Origin of the sequence: Mesonia aquimarina, assembly GCF_003667275.1 — a bacterium.
Classification (GTDB): Bacteria; Bacteroidota; Bacteroidia; order Flavobacteriales; family Flavobacteriaceae; genus Mesonia; species Mesonia aquimarina.
This window is the reverse complement of record NZ_RCNV01000001.1, coordinates 92,965-110,524: the sequence shown is the minus strand read 5'-3', so window position 1 is coordinate 110,524 and position 17,560 is coordinate 92,965. Positions and strand designations below refer to the sequence as shown.

The 17,560-nt window shown below is 32.8% G+C and carries 19 protein-coding genes; 2 read left to right on the top strand and 17 right to left on the bottom strand.

All coding sequences use genetic code 11. The features are described from left to right. Positions 1–10 precede the first annotated feature (10 nt). Positions 11–1,102, top strand: coding sequence for an AI-2E family transporter (locus tag D9R05_RS00645; protein WP_121665804.1), 1,092 nt, complete (start codon positions 11–13; stop codon positions 1,100–1,102). A gap of 1 nt (position 1,103) precedes the next feature. Further along, entirely contained in the window at positions 1,104–2,291 is a 1,188-nt protein-coding gene (locus D9R05_RS00640; protein WP_121665291.1) for a class I SAM-dependent methyltransferase, read from the top strand. On the opposite strand, the gene D9R05_RS00635 is transcribed toward D9R05_RS00640, so the two are convergent. The 17 genes from D9R05_RS00635 to fabG are packed head-to-tail and all read right to left on the bottom strand — an operon-like array spanning position 2,288 to position 17,560. Further along, positions 2,288–3,565, bottom strand: coding sequence for a phenylacetate--CoA ligase family protein (locus tag D9R05_RS00635; protein ID WP_121665290.1), 1,278 nt, complete (start codon positions 3,563–3,565; stop codon positions 2,288–2,290). The genes D9R05_RS00640 and D9R05_RS00635 overlap by 4 nt on opposite strands. Then, positions 3,566–5,236 carry a C45 family autoproteolytic acyltransferase/hydolase gene (locus D9R05_RS00630; RefSeq protein WP_121665289.1) on the bottom strand — a complete coding sequence of 557 codons (1,671 nt, stop codon included), beginning with the start codon at positions 5,234–5,236 and terminating at the stop codon, positions 3,566–3,568. After that, positions 5,229–7,703: an MMPL family transporter gene (locus D9R05_RS00625; protein ID WP_121665288.1), complete on the bottom strand. Its 2,475-nt coding sequence runs from the start codon at positions 7,701–7,703 to the stop codon at positions 5,229–5,231. The genes D9R05_RS00630 and D9R05_RS00625 overlap by 8 nt, the downstream gene beginning before the upstream one ends. Next, complete coding sequence (locus D9R05_RS00620) at positions 7,704–8,888, bottom strand: DUF2062 domain-containing protein (protein WP_121665287.1); 1,185 nt, start codon at positions 8,886–8,888, stop codon at positions 7,704–7,706. It lies immediately after the preceding gene. Positions 8,889–8,912: 24 nt separating this feature from the next. After that, positions 8,913–9,275, bottom strand: a complete 363-nt coding sequence (locus D9R05_RS00615; protein ID WP_121665286.1) for a hydroxymyristoyl-ACP dehydratase — start codon at positions 9,273–9,275, stop codon at positions 8,913–8,915. 2 nt (positions 9,276–9,277) lie between these two features. Beyond that, positions 9,278–9,901 carry a LolA family protein gene (locus D9R05_RS00610; protein ID WP_121665285.1) on the bottom strand — a complete coding sequence of 208 codons (624 nt, stop codon included), beginning with the start codon at positions 9,899–9,901 and terminating at the stop codon, positions 9,278–9,280. After that, positions 9,894–10,667, bottom strand: a complete 774-nt coding sequence (locus D9R05_RS00605) for a polysaccharide deacetylase family protein (RefSeq protein ID WP_121665284.1) — start codon at positions 10,665–10,667, stop codon at positions 9,894–9,896. The genes D9R05_RS00610 and D9R05_RS00605 overlap by 8 nt, the downstream gene beginning before the upstream one ends. Then, complete coding sequence (locus D9R05_RS00600) at positions 10,661–11,743, bottom strand: beta-ketoacyl-[acyl-carrier-protein] synthase family protein (RefSeq protein ID WP_121665283.1); 1,083 nt, start codon at positions 11,741–11,743, stop codon at positions 10,661–10,663. Before D9R05_RS00600 ends, D9R05_RS00605 begins: the two co-directional genes overlap by 7 nt. After that, positions 11,740–12,933 (bottom strand): beta-ketoacyl-[acyl-carrier-protein] synthase family protein, encoded by a 1,194-nt coding sequence (locus D9R05_RS00595; protein WP_121665282.1) that lies wholly within the window; start codon positions 12,931–12,933, stop codon positions 11,740–11,742. Before D9R05_RS00595 ends, D9R05_RS00600 begins: the two co-directional genes overlap by 4 nt. 3 nt (positions 12,934–12,936) lie before the next feature. Continuing rightward, entirely contained in the window at positions 12,937–13,188 is a 252-nt protein-coding gene (locus tag D9R05_RS00590) for a phosphopantetheine-binding protein (RefSeq protein WP_121665281.1), read from the bottom strand. Continuing rightward, positions 13,189–13,770, bottom strand: coding sequence for a hypothetical protein (locus D9R05_RS00585; RefSeq protein ID WP_121665280.1), 582 nt, complete (start codon positions 13,768–13,770; stop codon positions 13,189–13,191). Next, positions 13,767–14,909 carry a beta-ketoacyl synthase N-terminal-like domain-containing protein gene (locus D9R05_RS00580; RefSeq protein ID WP_121665279.1) on the bottom strand — a complete coding sequence of 381 codons (1,143 nt, stop codon included), beginning with the start codon at positions 14,907–14,909 and terminating at the stop codon, positions 13,767–13,769. The genes D9R05_RS00585 and D9R05_RS00580 overlap by 4 nt, the downstream gene beginning before the upstream one ends. A gap of 16 nt (positions 14,910–14,925) precedes the next feature. Beyond that, positions 14,926–15,225 (bottom strand): type II toxin-antitoxin system RelE/ParE family toxin, encoded by a 300-nt coding sequence (locus tag D9R05_RS00575; RefSeq protein WP_121665278.1) that lies wholly within the window; start codon positions 15,223–15,225, stop codon positions 14,926–14,928. After that, the gene (locus D9R05_RS00570; protein WP_121665277.1) at positions 15,207–15,443 is read right to left on the bottom strand and encodes a hypothetical protein; all 237 of its coding nucleotides are present in this window, start codon (positions 15,441–15,443) and stop codon (positions 15,207–15,209) included. The genes D9R05_RS00575 and D9R05_RS00570 overlap by 19 nt, the downstream gene beginning before the upstream one ends. Before the next feature lie 42 nt (positions 15,444–15,485). Beyond that, a complete protein-coding gene (locus D9R05_RS00565; RefSeq protein WP_121665276.1) occupies positions 15,486–15,929 on the bottom strand; it encodes a hypothetical protein in 444 nt (147 codons plus the stop codon). Between the two features lies 1 nt (position 15,930). Continuing rightward, positions 15,931–16,824, bottom strand: coding sequence for an LpxL/LpxP family acyltransferase (locus D9R05_RS00560; RefSeq protein WP_121665275.1), 894 nt, complete (start codon positions 16,822–16,824; stop codon positions 15,931–15,933). 4 nt (positions 16,825–16,828) lie between these two features. Beyond that, positions 16,829–17,560, bottom strand: a complete 732-nt coding sequence (gene fabG, locus D9R05_RS00555; RefSeq protein WP_121665274.1) for a 3-oxoacyl-ACP reductase FabG — start codon at positions 17,558–17,560, stop codon at positions 16,829–16,831.

The window sequence follows — 17,560 nt, the reverse complement described above, 5'->3', positions numbered from 1 at the left end:
CTTTAGCACTGTGAATTCAAAAACCTTAGCCACCGGAATATTAAAAGCACTCGGTATTATCGCCGGGATTATTCTTCTATTATATTTTATTTGGGAAGTTCAATCTGTTATCGTTTACATTGCTATTGCAGCAGTAATCGCTTTAATAGGAAGACCTGTTGTTATTTTCTTGAAAGAAAAACTTAAGTTCCCTAATCAATTAGCGGTTATAACTGTTTTAGTACTTGTTTTAGCTGTCGTTGTGGGACTTATTGGTTTGTTTATTCCTATTGTGGTAGAACAAAGCAAAAACTTAAGTCAAATTGATATTGAAGCTTTTAAAAACGACCTTAATATTTTAAATGTTCAAGTGCGTGAATATCTTGGGTTACAGGAACAAATTAATATTGTTGAAGGGTTACAGCGTACAAGTTTTATTAAAAATTTTGATTTAAAACTGATTCCCAATTTTCTAAATATGGTTTTTGGCGGATTGGGAGCCACTTTTATTGCCTTATTTTCTGTTTTATTTATTTCTTTTTTCTTGCTGAAAGACAGTAAATTAATGCTGAATAGTGTGCTTGTTTTTTCAAATGTAGGTGAAGAAGAACGTTTTAAACGCGTTTTTCATAAAATCAAAGTTTTGCTATCCCGCTACTTTGTAGGCTTAACTTTACAAATTTTTGTATTGTTTGTTTTGTACACAATTTTACTGACAGCCTTTAAAGTGGATAACCCGATTGCTATTGCATTTATATGTGCATTTTTAAATATAGTCCCTTATTTAGGGCCACTATTCGCAGGAATCTTAATGATGCTTTTTGTAATCTCCAGTAATCTTGGAGCCGAATTTTCTACGGTAATTTTACCTCGAATGCTTTATGTGTTAGCCGGATATTCTATCGCCCAATTGATTGACAATTTTATCAATCAGCCGCTTATTTTCGGGAAAAGTGTAAAATCTCATCCGCTAGAAATTTTCTTGATCATATTAATCTCAGGTTTAATGTTTAATGTGATCGGGATGATTGTTGCAATCCCGGTGTACACCGCCATTAAAGTAATTGCGAAAGAAGCATTTAGCGAATATAAAATCGTCAAAAAACTGACAAAAGATTTATAGAATGCTTCCGTTGAAATTATTAAAACCAGAAGTTCAGAAATTTATAAAAAGGAATGAGAACGAAGATATTTCACGTTTAATTCTCAAAGGAAGTCCTTTTCCGGATATTACAATTCAGACTTTAGCACAACAAGTAGAAGCGCGAAAAAAAGCAAAGTCAAAATTACCAAGTTGGTATAACTGCGAGTCCGTTTTATATCCGAAAACTTTAAATTTAGAGCAGACCTCTTCCGAAAAAACTGCAGCATATAAAAGTACCTTAGTTAAAGGTGAAAACTTAATTGATCTTACCGGTGGTTTTGGAATAGATTCTCTTTATTTTTCTAAAAAAGTAGATCAAATAACTCATTGTGAACTAAATACCGACCTTTCTACATTAGCCGAACATAACTTTAAACACTTATCGAGTAAAAAAAATTGTGAATTTTATGCCGGCAACGGAATTGAATATTTAGAACAAAGCGATAAAGAATTCGATTGGATTTTTATCGATCCATCGCGCCGTTCTTCTGTCAAAGGAAAGGTTTTTCGCTTAGAAGACTGCGAACCGGATGTGTTGAATTCGCTGTCTTTATTTTTAAAAAAATCAAAGCAAATACTAATAAAGACCTCTCCTCTACTCGATTTACAACTGGGGATAGAGCAACTAAACTATGTAAAAGAAATTCATATTGTCGCCCTAGAAAATGAAGTAAAAGAATTATTATGGGTGTTAACGGATCAAAATAATTTGAATGAGATTCCGCTGATAACAATTAATATTTCTAAAAAAAAGGATCAATTTTTTGAAGGTGATTTTTTTGAAGAAAAGCAGCTTGAAGGTACTTATAAAAAACCACTTCAATTTTTATATGAACCAAATTCCGCTATTTTAAAAAGTGGTTTATTTTTAAGTATTTCTAATAAACTTCCTGTCTTTAAACTTTCAAAACACAGTCATTTATATACTTCTGAAGAGAAAATAAATTTTCCCGGAAGAAGTTTTAAAATTGTGGAAACTATTCCTTTCAACAAAAAAAATATAAAATCACTTCAGTTAAAAAAAGCAAATATTACCACTAGAAATTTCCCACTCACCGTTGCGCAGATCAGAAAAAAGTTTTCAATAAAAGACGGGGGTCATGTTTATCTATTTTTTACAAGCTTAGAAAATCAAGAAAAAGTAGTTTTGTTTTGTAGAAAAAACTAGTTTCGCTTATCTAAAAAACGAATTGGTTTCCTGGATTTTGGATTAAAAATTGCTTGTTGCAAAGTCTCTTTTTTCCACAGTACTAATTCTGGAATTACTCGGATAGTTGCTTGTAGATGTTCTCTTAAGTTCTGTTGAATTTTAAAAGTTGTATCGTATTCAATTACAACACTTAACACATCTTCATTTAAACTATTAGAAGAAGCGATTATAAGGTAGTTTTTTAGGTCAGGAAAACTAGCTAAGGCATTTAAAATTTGTAAGGGATAAATGCTAGTTCCTTTATATTTTATCAGTTGTTTTTTTCTACCTAAAACGGCTGAAATTCTTTCGCCATTTTTTCCGCAAGAACATGTTGAACTAATTTTCTTTACCATATCGCCGGTCTGATATCGCAATAATGGCATCGTTTGTACACCTAAGGTAGTAATCGTTAATTCGCCTATTTCGCCATCTTTTACAGGATTTCCATTGTCGTCTAAAACTTCTGTAAAAATTAAATCTTCTTGGATATGGTTTCCTTCATGGGCTTTACATTCGGTAAATGCGGTACACATTTCTGTTGAGGCATAGGTTGAAAATAATTCAATACCCCAATGCGCTGTGATTTTTTGGCCTAAGGGATTCAATTCAAAATTTTCATTTCTAATCGGTTCGCCAATGCAAATAGCTCCTTTTATAGAAGTTTTATTGCAATCAATTCCGTTTTTTTCAGCATAATCAATCAGTTTCAGTAAAAAAGAAGGAACGCTAATGAGGTAAGTAGGCTGAAAACGGAGAATAGATTTCCACTGCAATTCTGGTATTCCGGCGCCTAAACGAATAATGCCCGCACCGAGTTTTCGTAAGCCTAAAAAGTATGCTAAACCAGCTACAAACTGACGATCTAAGGTGGTGGTTATTTGTACAACATCGTTTTTTGTAATACCAATTTGCTGAAAAGATTGCTCCTCATTGGTTGCCAAGCGTTGTAAATCATCCTCATTTAACGCAAAGCTAACCGGCTCTCCCAAGGTTCCTGAGGTAGTAACAATATCTATAATTTCTGACTGTGGAACGGCTACAAATTCATCATTATAACGCGCTAAGTCTTCTTTTGTCGTTATGGGAAGTTTTGAAAAATCTACTAAAGAAAAATCACTAATATCAAGCTTATTCTCCTTAAAAATACGTTGATAATATGGGGAATGTTCTGCAATATATAGTATTTGCTGTTGCAATAATTCTTGCTGATTTTCTTGCCAATTTTTAATATGATTAGATCCTATTTTCATTTATAATTTCCGATAACTTTTTTTTAGGTACTTTTTCAACATTTCTTCATCAGCTAAGCTTGTTACTTCTCTGCGCAAGGCTTGTTTAAAATTTATAATGGCTTTTTTATAGTCCTTTTGTTCGTAATAATATTTACCAACTAAAAAGTGTGTTTCCCAAAAGTCCGTATTTAAACTGATAAACGCTGTTAATTTTTTTGAGGAAATTTGTTCTTTTTGCTGAATAGATTTTTCTATAATCTTTTTTTGAGCTCTAAATTTTTCATAATCTTTAAATTCTTCAGTAAACAAAAAAGGATCTGCTTCAATTTTTAAGGAATCTATTGATTTTAATTTTGACTCTTCAGCAAAGACTTCATCTAAATCATACGCAACATAAGCCCCTAATTGATAAGGATTTGTAGACACCCAGACTTGTTTTTCTTCAGGTTTAAAAATAATACTGTGGTGGGCAAGCAATTGATTGATAGCCAACTCATTTCCAAAGCCTAGAATAGCATCTGCTACTCCTTTTTTATTTCGTAAGATTTCTGCCGCTTTTTTGGGGTTTAATGTATTCTTTTCTTGAATTAATTCTTCCATTCTATCAAAACGTGCTTGCGTATGGCTGTTTTCAATACTTGCTAAATTCCGTTTATCATTAGCATATGCTTCACTTTGAAAATGATTTGAACAACTCAAATGATTAGAATTTTCAACTTCATAAACCCCAAAATTTTTAGGGGAAACCTCTATCAATACCGCTTTTTTATCGATAGCGCTAGAAACCATAATGGATTCTGATACAAAAACTTCTTTCTTTCTCGCAATCTCAATGGCTTCTGTAGTGGTTTTTGCATATTGTAAAATTTCACGCGCCACTAAAGAAATAGGTGTTTTTGCAATCAACGGAATTTTAGATTTTCCGGCGTTTATGGTTACGGTTAAGCCTTCTTTGTTCATTCCGCTAACTGCGCCAATAAACCCGGGCCAGGTGTACATCATAAACGGATGACCTTGTGTTGGTTTGATAAAAGCAATAATTTTTTCTTCCGAAAATTGATCACCTGCATAAAAGTCAAAGTTTCGGCCTACTAATAATTGTCCGTCGCTTGTTTTTTCGCCCCAAGCAGCAAATGAAGTACAACCTACTAACATTAGATCTTGCAAGGCGTGACCAATATCGTGTGCGCCATGCAAATATAAAGACCGCACATAAGGTTTGGCAAAATTATCATATTCACCGGTGTTGAAACGGGATATTCCGTAAATTTCTTGCTTAAATTCTTCGTTTACGTGCTGGTAAAGTTTTCGGTTATACCAAGCGATTATCTTACTCAAAAATTTCTGGTAAGACTCCGAATCTACTTGTTCTAAAACCGCTTCCATGAAAACGCGTTCCTGTTTTTGGATTAGCTCTTTAGATAAGGAGCCAATTGCGTAGCCGCGTTCTAATGGATCGCCTTCTACATAAAGTTCCCAAAGACCTTCTTTGTTTTTTTGTAGTCGGTTGTTTTTGAGTTGAAAAGTAGTTTGATTCAGCTGAATTCTTTCCGGTAAAGCTTGATCTAGTCTTGTTTTTTCAGGTCGGTCTTCTAAGGATTTCTGAACCCCACAAGCCTGAAAAATTAAGCATAAAAATCCCCAACTAATGACTTTATATATTGATATGAAACTACTTTTATTAGTCATTATTTTTAGGGAAATTCATCAAAAGTTTAAAGATAAAAGGTTGAATGCAGAACGAAACCAAGACTGCCGTTAAAATTCCGATGATGGAAATAATAGCAACTGATTTTAAAGCCGGATGAACCGCAAAAATTAAAGCTCCCATTCCTAATAATGTTGTGAAAACTGAAAGTATAATGGAAGTTTTATGGGTTTGCAACTTATAATTTTCATCTTTTTGTTTATGACGCAAAGCATTGGTTACAAAAATACTGTAATCGACGCCAAGTCCAAAAATGAAAGTAGAAATAATGACATTAAAAATATTGAATTGTATGTTAAAAAGGTACATCATTCCCATTGCTATAATCCAAGTAATACCGATAGGTAGAAGCGTAATTAAGCTTAAACGAATGTTCTTGTAAAACACTAGTAAAAGTAAGAAAATTGCTCCAAAAGAATATAAAATCAAACTATTGAAATGCATTTTTAATCCGCCAAATAAATTTTGATTCAAAGCTTGTCGATCAATTATAGTCAAGTTTTTCTGATTGTTAAAATGCGTTTTAAAGGCTTCAATTTTATTTTCTGATAGTTTTACCGAACTTAGTACGGTATGAAAATTATTTCCATTTTCACTAATAAATTCATTTACAGGAAAATTAGGATTCACTTTATAAGCGGCTAAAGAAATAGGTTGATAATTTTGGTTGATTTTTTCAAAAAAATCTGAAAAGGTTGAAGCTTTAAATCCTAGTTTTTTTCCTTCTTCAATTAAATTCTGCTGAAGTGTTTTTTTACGATCAGTTGACCAAAAATTATCCCATTTTTTTAGTTTTTGGAGTTGTTGTTCTCGGCTTAAAACTAAACCGCCAACACTGCTAAAGGAAAGAATTTCATCTTTTTCTTGAAGATCGTTTATTTTTTTTGTTACTAAAGCATTTGTTGCTAAAGCTTCACTTAAACTATTTCCGTGAGAAATTAAATACAGGGTTTTTTGATCTTGATACGTAATCGTTGAAAGCTCTTCTTTGGCTTGTTGTAAAGATTTTGGTTCATAATTTAAACTGGATAAATTTTCTTCAAAACCAACCTTATAAAAATTAACTGCGCCAAAAATTAAAGCAATTCCTAAAACAATTAAAAGTATATTCGATTTCTCAAAAGGAAAACTTGCTAAGCGATCTATAAATGTATTTTTTTGCGCTATCTGTTTTTTAGGTTGATAAAATTGCGGAATCAAAAGCAACGAAAATACCGCAGCTATAATTACACTAATTCCTGCAAAAACCCCTAAATCATTTAAGGCTTCACTTTCTACAAATAGCAAACAAAAAAAAGCAGTTGCGGTAGTTAAACTGCTCATTAAAATTGCACTGCTTACTTCTTGGTAAAGTTTTTTGATATCAGTATAATTTCTGTAATGCGTAAGAACGTGCAACCCATAATCTAACGAAATTCCCAACAAAACAGCGCCAATTCCTAAAGCAATCAAAGATATTTCTTGCTGAAAAACAAACAACATGGCAAGTGCGCTAATAGCACCAAAAATACTGGGTAAAAATAAAATTAGTGGAATATATATTTTCCTGTAAAAGTAAATTAACAAGACCAGTAAAATGGATAATGCGATCCCTAAAGTCCATTGAATATCGGCTTTTATACGTTTTGCATTGGCTACGCTATAAAATACAGAACCAAACGAATGTATTTTTATAGAATTATTTTTCGGACTTACTTTTATGGATAGTTCGGTTAATTTTTCAACAAATTCTTCTGCTTTTTCGGCATCGTTTTTTTGGAATGAGGGACTAATAAAGAGCAGTAAATTTCTACCGCTATTGGCCAATAAAAAATTCTGATAAAGTTGGTACTCCTCTCCTACTCGTAATTGCTTCAATTTCTCTAAGCCTAGCGGCGTAATTTGCAAGGGATCTTTTAATAAATATTTTTTTGTGAAAGAGCCTGCCGGAGAAAGTAAACTTTTATAAACACCTTTTAATTTAGCTGCTAAACTATCTTTCGTTATGCGACGTTCTAAAGTTTTATAATCTTCTTCCGCTAAAAATAACGGTAAATTTTGCTGAACAAAAGCATAGGTTTTATCCATTTCATCAGAAGAAACTTTTCCTTGGATTTTCTCAATATAAGCGGGTTGTAATTTTACGATAGAATCTAAAAACTGTTGGGCAACTTTTACTAATTCATCTTTCTGATTTTTATTGGCACTGCCAAAAGAGTTAAGAGCCTGAGGCTTACTTTCTGCTGAAAAATTCACAATGATTTTATCAGAAAAATCTACCGTATTCAAGATTTTTTGCAACTCCTCTGCTTTTTCATTTTTAGGAATAAGTGCAGCAATATCTTCTTTAAAGTTTAATTGAAAAGCACCAAAACTTGCAACTAACAAAAAAATAAGTAACAGCAGAAAACCAATAATTTTATACTGTTGAAATTTCTGAAATGTATTTATAAAGAATCGTGCAATCACTTACAAAGGCTTTTTTGCTTTAGCTAACACTAAAAATACAATGTAAAAAATGAATCCGACAAAAGCTGCTGCCAAAATAGCCAAACTAAAGCTGCCAATAAGGTATTGTTTCATTTCCAATAAAATAGCAAGTGAACTCTCAATACTGTCAAATGAAAAATGAAACTCATTTGTATTGCCTAAAATAACCCCACCAACACGGTAACTCGCATAAACAATAAAGGGAATAAATGGTGGAATACTAATGTTAGAAAATAGAAAAGCAACTACTTTATTTAGCTTAAAAAGTTGCGCCAAAAAGAAAACCAATAAGGTTTGTAAACCCCAAAAAGGTGAAATACCAATAAAGATTCCTAATGCAATCGCAAAAGCTTTTTTATGTGGCGGTTCGTCTATTTTTAAAATATCGTCACGCCAAATTTCTTTCCGTTTTTTTCGTTTAAACTCTTTGAATCTCTTTTGTGGAATAATAAACAAAAACGCAACAAATACAAACCAAATATTTAAAAGCGTAATGCGAACAATATCTATAAATGGCCTAAAATGGCTAACACGTTCATCGGGATCGTAAAGTACTTTTATAGGTATATTTTTCACCGGAATTTTTCGCCAAGAAGCTTTTACAATAACTTCAATTTCAAACTCAAATTTTGGGGTAAATAATTTCATCGCATTCACCACTCGAAGTGGGTACAAGCGATAACCGCATTGCGAGTCTTCTAAATTTACGCCGGTTTCTATGTAAACCCACCAACTTGAGAATTTATTTCCAAAACTATTTTGTTTCGGCACATTTGGGCCGTCCATTTTACGAGATCCAATTAGCAACATTTCTTGGCCGTCGTGCTTTTCTAGTTCGTTTAAAAAAACCTTAAAGTCGTCTGCAAAATGCTGACCGTCGGAATCTATGGTAATTGCAAAGTCGTATCCTAACGTTCCGGCAGCTTTAAAACCTGCTTTTAACGCACGCCCTTTTCCTTTATTTTGTTGAAAATGAAGTTGTTCAATTTCAGGGAAATCAGCTAAAATTTTTGAAGTATCATCGGTAGAACCATCATTTACAAGAATAATATTTGAGGTAAAACGCTGCACATCTTTTATCACGCGCGCAAGCGTTTTTTGGTTATTATAAGTGGGAATAATAACACAGCATTTCCACCGATCAAATTTTTCTTGATAAATCATAGATTGTCGCTACTAGCGGCAAAACTACACTTTTTTAAGGATAAGAGTTAACTTTGTACAAAGCTCTTTTTGAAAAAAAGCCTTCCCGATAATTTTTATAAATTCACCTTCTTCAGAAAAAGATGATGATAAAGAAAGTAGGCTATTTTTTTGAGGGGAAATAGGTTTGATGAATTTCACATTTTTTAATTCAATCAGTTGCAATTTTTGCTGAAAAAAAAATTCAGCTTCTTTTTTAAAAAGATCGATCAATACCACACCGGGCGTGACAGGCTTATCAGGAAAATGACCCGAAAAAACTTCATGTTGTTCGTCGATTTTAAAAATTGTTTCTTGTTGATTTTCAGTAGATTTACGTTCGTTTACTTCAACAAAATTTTCTAACATTTTTATGGCGTTTTAAATGTGTTTTGTTCTAATGAAGTGTTAAGTTTCACGTTGTTTAATTCTATAATCGTAGTGTCTTCATTAGGATCTATCAATTCTATTTTATTGATTAAATAGCGTTCTTCAAAATGTAAAATAATACGACTGAAAACTTCTTTTAACTCCTTTTCATTAGGATTTAATTGTGCTGAATAAGTTCCATTATGTTTAAAATATGTAATAGTAAAGGCATCACTTTCTAATATCTTTCCGGTAATACTTTCTGATAAAAATTCACTCAATTGTTTTAATAAGGCATTAGAATTTGCATCTACTTCTTGCGTGTTGCCTTGCTGACTCAGTAAAATCTTATCTTCTAAAAAGCGAATGCTGTACGCTAGTGGTTGTTCATATTTCCACTTGATTTGTTTGGGTTCTTGGTAGAAAAATTTGCCTGAACTTTCCACATCGTCTTCCATAAATTCTACCGATTTAATTTGAGTGAAATCACCTGTTAATGAGTTTATAGAATTCACAACTTGCCTTAATTCAGTTTTAAGTTTTTCTGTTTCAGCAGTCGATAATTGTTGTTGTGAAAAACCTGAAAAGCCACATAATAAAATTAAAAAAAGTGTTTTTTTAAGCATAAGCTGAAATATTAAAAAGTTTATTAATGCTAACCGATTTTAAGGATTTTTCCTGCAATAAAATCAATAATCGCTCCAAAATTTCGGGTGTATGTTTTTGTGTATCGTGCAATAAAATTACATCGCCCGGCTTTATTTTTTTCGCTATATTCTTAAAGATTAAATCGGGTGAAGAAAACAACGCATCAAACGAACGAATACTCCAACCAATGGGCTGATGTCCGGTTTTTTGTAATGCTTTTTTTATCTTGGGATTACTGATTCCAAATGGGGTCCTAAATAATTTCATCTCTACCCCACCAACACTTTTAGCGGCTAGATTACAAGTTTCTAATTCCCGCTGAATTGATTTTGAACTAAAAAAACCGATGTTTTTTGCATGCGAATAAGTATGATTTGCTACCGTATGACCTTCAGAAATTATCTGTTTAAAAATTTCGGGTTGTTCATCTATTTTATGACCGATACAGAAAAAAGTAGCTTTGGCATTGTATTTTTTTAAAAGTGCCAAAATAGCTTTGGTTTGCGAAGCGGGTCCATCGTCAAAGGTGAGCGCGACTTCCTTCTTAGCAGTATTTTTTTGTTGATGTAAAGCAGTAAAAAAATAATTCAACCGAACGTTTGTTGCACCATAAAAAGTAATGCTTAACCAAGAAAACAATACAATTAACAGCAAATATAAAGGCCAGCTTAATTGAAAAATCCCATAAACTGAGATTGCTAGAATCAGCAAAAAAAACGCATTAATATTTTTAAATCTTAGCATTTTTCTAAAATTATAAAACTATGATCTCTTCCTTGATATTGATTATAAAGTAAAATTCGATTAATGCTTTTTGGGTTTTTATAAGTCGAATTTAAAACACATTTTTTGGGAATTTGTTGCTCTTTTAAAATATGTGCTCCAAGTGCATTTGCAAAACCTGAAGCGGTATAAAATTCTCCGATTAGGTGTTTATAATACAACTGCGGAGTTTCTTCAGGAAAATTTCGCTGCAAATCATCATAATAAAAATCAAAATTTACGTCTCCATTTTTTCCTAAAATCAATAAATCAATCTCTTGCTCCGCTAAATTATTGACCTTCAAAAAGTCTTTTAATTTCTTAGCTAATTTTTCTTCAGCAAGTGAATTAAAAATTTTTATCGCCTTTATTTTACAATAAGTCTGTTCATTTTTTTGGTTAGAAATCACAAAAAACGAAGCCCCTTCACCGGCAATACTTCCCGAAGTTTTATAGGCTAATAAGTTTTCGTTTAAAACCTCAGCTTCTTTTTTTATTTGTCCGTTTAACCGATGTAAATCAATCGTGGTTTTTGAAATTTCATCAATACCGCCAACTAAAAAATTTTGTTCATCATTTTCAGAAAACAAGCTCAAATCGGCATCTAAGATAGCAGATTCAAAAGATGCGGCACCTTGCACAAAAGTACTGTTATAAACCTTTGTTTGCAGTTGCAGCGCAATTTGCCCACCGACTGTATTGTGTGTAGATTGAATAAATTTTGTGGGAGTCAAAAGTTCTTCTTTTTGTGCCAATAGATTAGCTAAAAAGATATCAGAATCTTCCTTACATCCCATTCCGGTTCCGGTTATTATGGCATCCGGCAATTCTATTTTAGCATCAGATAAGGCTTTTTTTGCGGCTACACTTCCCATTTTCACAGAAGAAGACATGCGCCGCATCGCTCCTTTTTGAATATATTTTTGATATTCAGAAAACTGACAATCAAGAATTGGAGTAGAAAAAGTATTAAAGCTTGAGCAAATTGTCTTTTCACGAGGAAAAATAGCTTGCGCGCCGACAAATCCTATTCCGTTGATGTAAATTTCTTGACTCATATATTTTTTGAAAATACTAAACTTGAACAATTTCCGCCAAACCCAAATGAATTGGATAACACGTGTTCTATTTTTCGCTGTTGAAATTTTTGTTCCGGTAAAAACTGTAATTCCTTCATTTTATGCTGAAAATTCAAGTTAGTAAAAACTACTTGATGCTGAAGCGATAAAATAGAGAAAACTGCCTCTAAAGCTCCGGCAGCAGCCAACGTATGGCCCGTAAAAGCTTTGGTTGAACTCACTGGGGGAATTTCATTAAAAACACGTTCTATCGCAATACCTTCGCTTAAATCATTATTTAGTGTTGCTGTGCCGTGTGCGTTGATATAATCAATTTTTTTTGGTGATAATTCAGCAGAATTTATAGCTTTTTTCATAGCTAAAAAAGACCCTTCCCCGGTTTCTGATGAAGCCGTTTGGTGATGCGCGTCATTGGCGTTTCCAAATCCACTTAAATATGCCAGAATTTTTTTACCTGATTTTTTTGCTTGTGTTTCTGACTCCAACACTAAATATGCGGCGGCTTCACCTAAATTTAATCCACTTCTATTCTCATCAAAAGCTTGGCATTTTCTTTCTGATAAAATCTTTAAACTGTTGAAGCCGTTTAAGGTAAATTTTGACAGGCAATCGGTGCCGCCTACTAAGGCATAATCGGCTTTGTTAGCTTGTATTAATTTTGCACCGGTTAAAATTGCGTTTGCTCCCGAAGAACAAGCGGTACTAACCGTACTAACCAAATCATTAATTTGCAAAAAATCTGCAATGGTATTTGTAGTAAATCCCGGATGTTGCGCTTCAATAAATTTTATTGAAGCTGCCTTTTCTTGAAAGTCTTGAAAATGCTGTTCGGTAAAATCCATTCCGCCAACACTGGTACCGTTAATAAAAGCTAAGTTTGCGTTTGGCAAATTTATATCCGCCTGGGTCAAAGCTTCTTTTGCAGCGTGAAAGCCTAATAATGCAGCTCTTGTGAATAGTTTATCACGCGGAATCGCTGATTTTTCAGCTAAAAATTTATTGCTTAACTTTATTTCTCCTGAGGGAAATTTATCGCTGTGAACGCTTTCTAAATAGCAAATCTTACCAATCCCGGATGTACTTTTCTGCAAAGCTTCAAAATTTTCGGCAACCGAATTTCCGATAGCAGAAATTGTACCAATCCCGGTAACAGCAATACGTTCACTCATATTTTATCGATTATTTTCAATAAAAGTTGCCAAAGTTTCTACACTATAAAAAACTTCTTTTCCTTTTTTAGGGTCGCTTAATTTTATACCGTAATCTTTTTCTAGCAAGACAATTAATTCTAGTGCATCTATAGAATCTAAACCAATTTCATCGCCAAATAATTCGTCATTATTTTCAATTTCATCAACCGAAATATCTTCTAAATTAAGTTGTTCTATAATTTTATACTTTAGCTCTTCCCGTAAATCGCTCATTTATGCTGTAAATTTATGTTGTAAATTTTCTGTGGTAAAAGGTAATGTTCCTTTTTCAGAAATAAAGGCCAAAAATACATTATATCCTTCGGTATTCAAATCAATCCAGCCAGAAATAGAAGCGGAAGCTTTTTTGGTATCTAGTAAAGATTGCGTGTAGTTTTTAATTAAATCTGCTTGAAAATTTTCGCTGATAAAAAATGTATTTTCACTTTGTAATTGATGCCGAATAGCAATTTCGCCCATGACAATATTGGGTAAAGTGTACACAAAAATAGAAGGCGAAGGAAAATAAGCATCTTTTTCTTGTATACTTTTTTGATGCTGAATATCAGTAACTAAACTGGAAGCATTATTTTGAAAAATTAACGCCGTATCTGACGGGAAATTCACTTTCTTCTGCAATAACTCTGTAGCGATAAAGCCTAATTTTGACAGTAAATCCATTTTATGAAATTTAGGGTATTGCACTGCCAAGGCTTTATATTCTTCTTTCAGTTCAGTTTGAATAGCGTCTACATCTGCTGTTTTCAACTGCTTAGAAAATTTTACAAAATCAGTAATAAAGTACTTATTTTTCAAACGGATTTTTTTTCAAAAATAATAGCATAATTACAACCGCCAAAACCGGAAGCCGTTTTTAAAGCAATTTGCAAGTCTTGTTTTTTCGGGTTTTCAATAATATTTAAAGCTTTACTGACCCCGTTTTCGCTAAAACCTAAACTTTTATACAGTTCATTTTGCGTTAAACTGTGTTTGGTAATAATGGTTTCTAAAAGCGCTGAAGCTCCTAGCGTATGTCCGTAATAAGCTTTTAAACTGTGTAATGGTTTTCGCGATAGACCTAAACGATGAAAGGCAATGGCTTCCATTTCATCATTAAATAAAGTAGCGGTTCCGTGAGCTGAAATGAAATCTATTTTTTCGGAAGAAATTTTAGCTTCCAACAACGCTTTTTCTACACTTTTCACCAAACCTTCGCCGGTTCTTGAAGGACCGGAAATATGGTTGGCATCATTAACAGAAGCTTCGCCTAAAATTTTTATAGCATTTTTTTTAGTGGATTGTTTTTTTATTAAAACTGCTGCTGCAGCTTCTCCTAAATTAATTCCGTTACGATTTTTTGAATAGGGTTTACAAATTTTATCATCTAAAGCTTGAAAAGAATTAAAACCGGATAACACAAATTCTGATAACAGATCGCCGGCAACGACAATAGCATTTTTATATTTTTTTTGCTGAAGCATTTTTTTCGCTACCCCAACCGCTAATGCACCAGAAACACAAGCATTTGAAACTACCAGTGGTTCATTTTTAAATTGAAAAAAATGTTGGATAGCTCGTGCTAATTCGTATAATTTAACTCTTTTTTCAGGAAAATCTCCTAGACTTTTAAGCAAATCAATATTTCCTTTGGTGGTAGAAACAACGAGTAAGGTATTGGAGAAATCGGTTTCGGTATTTTTTTTCAAGAGCTTATCAATTGCTAAAATCATAAGCTGTTCTAAATAGGTGTATTTAGATAAAGGACCGATTGCATTGAATTCTTCCGCTACATTTTCACGATTTATTTTTGCTCCAAAAAATGAAAAAGGGGCTAAATCGGGATCAGAAATTTCTTGAATTCCGGAAACTTCATTTCGTAAATTTTTTACATTTTCCTCAGAAGAAAAACCAAGCGGACTTATAATCTGGTCGTCTGTGATAAAAACTTCATCCATTAATAAACAATTGTATTTATTTAATATTTAGCTTTTTATCATCTTGTCTGTTATCCCAAAATGAAACTATTTCAATATGCTCTTTTTTTATTTCATAGAAAATCAAATAGTTATTCATTGGTATTACACGTGTTTTTTTATTTGAAGTTAACCTTCCGATAAATTCACTTTTAGATAGCGTTTTTAATAAGTCTTCTGTTTTTTCTAGAAGTTGTATACTGTATGTAGTAGAATTATTTCTTTTGATATAATATTCAAGAATATTTTGGAACTCCAATTTGGCAAAATCTGACCAAATTATTTTTTTGCTAGCCATTCTTTCATTTCAGAAATTACAGATTCATTACTCGAATACTGACCATTTTTTAGTTGTTCTCTACCCATTGAAATAGAATTTTCTTGTTCAGGAGATAATTGATATAAAGCTTGTTCGGAGGTGTCAAAAATTGTCTGAAGAGCTTTTAAAAAATTCAAATCTTTAGAATTTTTAATCCTTGAGATCAAGTCCTTTTTTATTTGAGCCGTCATATCCATTTGAATACAGTTTTGATAATTATCAAAAATAACGATTTTTGCTCAATTCCCTGTTTTTTGCTCGTAAGTTTTTATTTCTGCTTCCGCTAGTAGTTGTTCTTGCTCATTTTTAACCATAACAAGAGAATTTGTCATTCCGGCTATTTCATGGATTTTACGGACGTTGGATTTTATAGTTGAATTAATTTCTGGGAGCTGATAAATTTTAGCTGATTTGATAGAAATTATATAACCGATTTTTGGTCTTTTTTCTACATTTTGCTTTGCTAAAAAACCGCCCTGTAACGCAATGCTTTGTGCCATATGTTCTAACAAACCGGCTTCTGAAAACTGATTTTCTTCAATTAAAATATTATCTGCTTCAATTTTTAAAGCGGTAATCCCTTCTTCTGAAGAACAGGACAATAAAGAACTCACCATAATAAAAGGTTCTTTCTGCGGAATTAACTTTTTAATTTCTTCTAGCGTATGAATGGGAAGTTTCATCTTAATTCTTCAGTTTTTCTTTTTTAAAATCCGCCCAATAATCATAAAAATTAAACCACTGATTGGGATATTTTTTGACCATTTCAGCTAAATTACCGGTATATAACTTTAAAATTTCGTGTTCGGAATTTATTTCCGTTTCGCAAGGTCGCGCATATAAATGATAATGAAATCCTTTTTCCCGCATAATATGCACAAATAAAACCGGACGCTTTTTTTTAGCCACCAATTTAAACGGACCGCTAAAAAACGCTGCTTCTTTTCCTAAAAATTCCTGTGTTAAAGATTTTCCTTCTCCGCTTCTATCGGCAGCAAAAACCAGCAATTCATTATTTTGTAAAGCTTCATTTATTTTAAAAATATGCGATAAACTTTCTTCAACTACAATTAAATTTAAATTGGTTTTTCCAGTAACCGATTCTAAGTATTCCTTGATATTTTCATGCTCTAAATCGGTGATCACCATATTTATTTTTGCCGGATTTTCAAGCGTTTCAAAAAAGGTTCTGGAGATATTAAAATTTCCGATATGAGCGGTAAATAAAATTCCGCCTTCCCCCTTTTTTAATAAATTTTCGATGTGATGAACGCCGTCAAATTCATAAGTAAACTTATCGCGATGTCCTACCGTAACGGCTATTCTATCGATTAAGGTTTGCCCAAAGAAGTAATAACTTTTAAAAATTTGGAAGAAAGCATGGAATTTAGAATACCCCAAGCGTTTATGGAAAAAAGTAAAAATACTCTTGGAAGCTTTGGGAGCCGAAAACACAAAATAAGGAACCGGTAAACACAATAAAATATATGCCGCACGCAAACCGAAATGTTTAATAAAAAACACAAAAACTTTAAGTCCAGAAACGCTTCCTCTAGATTTTCCTTTCCACTCTGCCATATTTTTATGTAGGAATTCCGCCGTTAATATTTATGACTTCTCCGGTAATATATGCCGCTTTTTTAGAAGCTAAAAAACACACCAAATCGGCTACCTCCTCAGGTTTCCCAAAACGATTTATCGGGATTTGCTTTTGTAGTTCTTTTTCATCTAAATCTTTAGTCATATCAGAACTTATAAACCCCGGTGCAACCGCATTTACGGTAATTTTTCGTTTGGCTACTTCTTGCGCCAAGGCTTTTGTCGCACCGATTAAACCGGCTTTTGCTGCCGAATAATTGGTTTGTCCCGCGGTACCAATTACGCCGGAAACCGAAGAAATATTAATAATTCTTCCGTAGCGGTTTTTCAGCAGTTGTTGAATAAAATGATGCGTTATATTATAAAAACCGTTTAGCGTAGTTTGCAAAACCTTGTTCCAATCTTCGGTAGAATTCCACATAAATAAACCATCGGCAGTGATTCCGGCATTATTGACGATGACTTCTATGGTGGCTTCCGGATTTTTTTCTTCCCAATTTTTTAATGTTTCTGTAGTTTCTTCCGCGTTAGCGACATCAAATTTTAATAGATCACATGTTACGTTAAAGCTTTGGATTTCTTGCTGTGTAATTTCTGCAGCTTCGGTATTGTTTTTATAGGTTAGAATAATATTATAATATAATTCTGAAGCTAATGAAATGGCAATTGCTTTTCCAATTCCTCTTGAACCGCCGGTAATTAAAGCATATTTCAT

Bases quoted from the DNA above. Each gene is read 5' to 3' on its own strand.
- D9R05_RS00640 (WP_121665291.1), top strand. From the start codon at position 1,104: ATGCTTCCGTTGAAATTATTAAAACCAGAAGTTCAGAAATTTATAAAA.
- D9R05_RS00635 (WP_121665290.1), bottom strand. From the start codon at position 3,565: ATGAAAATAGGATCTAATCATATTAAAAATTGGCAAGAAAATCAGCAA.
- D9R05_RS00630 (WP_121665289.1), bottom strand. From the start codon at position 5,236: ATGACTAATAAAAGTAGTTTCATATCAATATATAAAGTCATTAGTTGG.
- D9R05_RS00620 (WP_121665287.1), bottom strand. From the start codon at position 8,888: ATGATTTATCAAGAAAAATTTGATCGGTGGAAATGCTGTGTTATTATT.
- D9R05_RS00615 (WP_121665286.1), bottom strand. From the start codon at position 9,275: ATGTTAGAAAATTTTGTTGAAGTAAACGAACGTAAATCTACTGAAAAT.
- D9R05_RS00610 (WP_121665285.1), bottom strand. From the start codon at position 9,901: ATGCTTAAAAAAACACTTTTTTTAATTTTATTATGTGGCTTTTCAGGT.
- D9R05_RS00605 (WP_121665284.1), bottom strand. From the start codon at position 10,667: ATGCTAAGATTTAAAAATATTAATGCGTTTTTTTTGCTGATTCTAGCA.
- D9R05_RS00600 (WP_121665283.1), bottom strand. From the start codon at position 11,743: ATGAGTCAAGAAATTTACATCAACGGAATAGGATTTGTCGGCGCGCAA.
- D9R05_RS00595 (WP_121665282.1), bottom strand. From the start codon at position 12,933: ATGAGTGAACGTATTGCTGTTACCGGGATTGGTACAATTTCTGCTATC.
- D9R05_RS00590 (WP_121665281.1), bottom strand. From the start codon at position 13,188: ATGAGCGATTTACGGGAAGAGCTAAAGTATAAAATTATAGAACAACTT.
- D9R05_RS00580 (WP_121665279.1), bottom strand. From the start codon at position 14,909: ATGGATGAAGTTTTTATCACAGACGACCAGATTATAAGTCCGCTTGGT.
- D9R05_RS00575 (WP_121665278.1), bottom strand. From the start codon at position 15,225: ATGGCTAGCAAAAAAATAATTTGGTCAGATTTTGCCAAATTGGAGTTC.
- D9R05_RS00570 (WP_121665277.1), bottom strand. From the start codon at position 15,443: ATGGATATGACGGCTCAAATAAAAAAGGACTTGATCTCAAGGATTAAA.
- D9R05_RS00565 (WP_121665276.1), bottom strand. From the start codon at position 15,929: ATGAAACTTCCCATTCATACGCTAGAAGAAATTAAAAAGTTAATTCCG.
- D9R05_RS00560 (WP_121665275.1), bottom strand. From the start codon at position 16,824: ATGGCAGAGTGGAAAGGAAAATCTAGAGGAAGCGTTTCTGGACTTAAA.
- fabG (WP_121665274.1), bottom strand. From the start codon at position 17,560: ATGAAATATGCTTTAATTACCGGCGGTTCAAGAGGAATTGGAAAAGCA.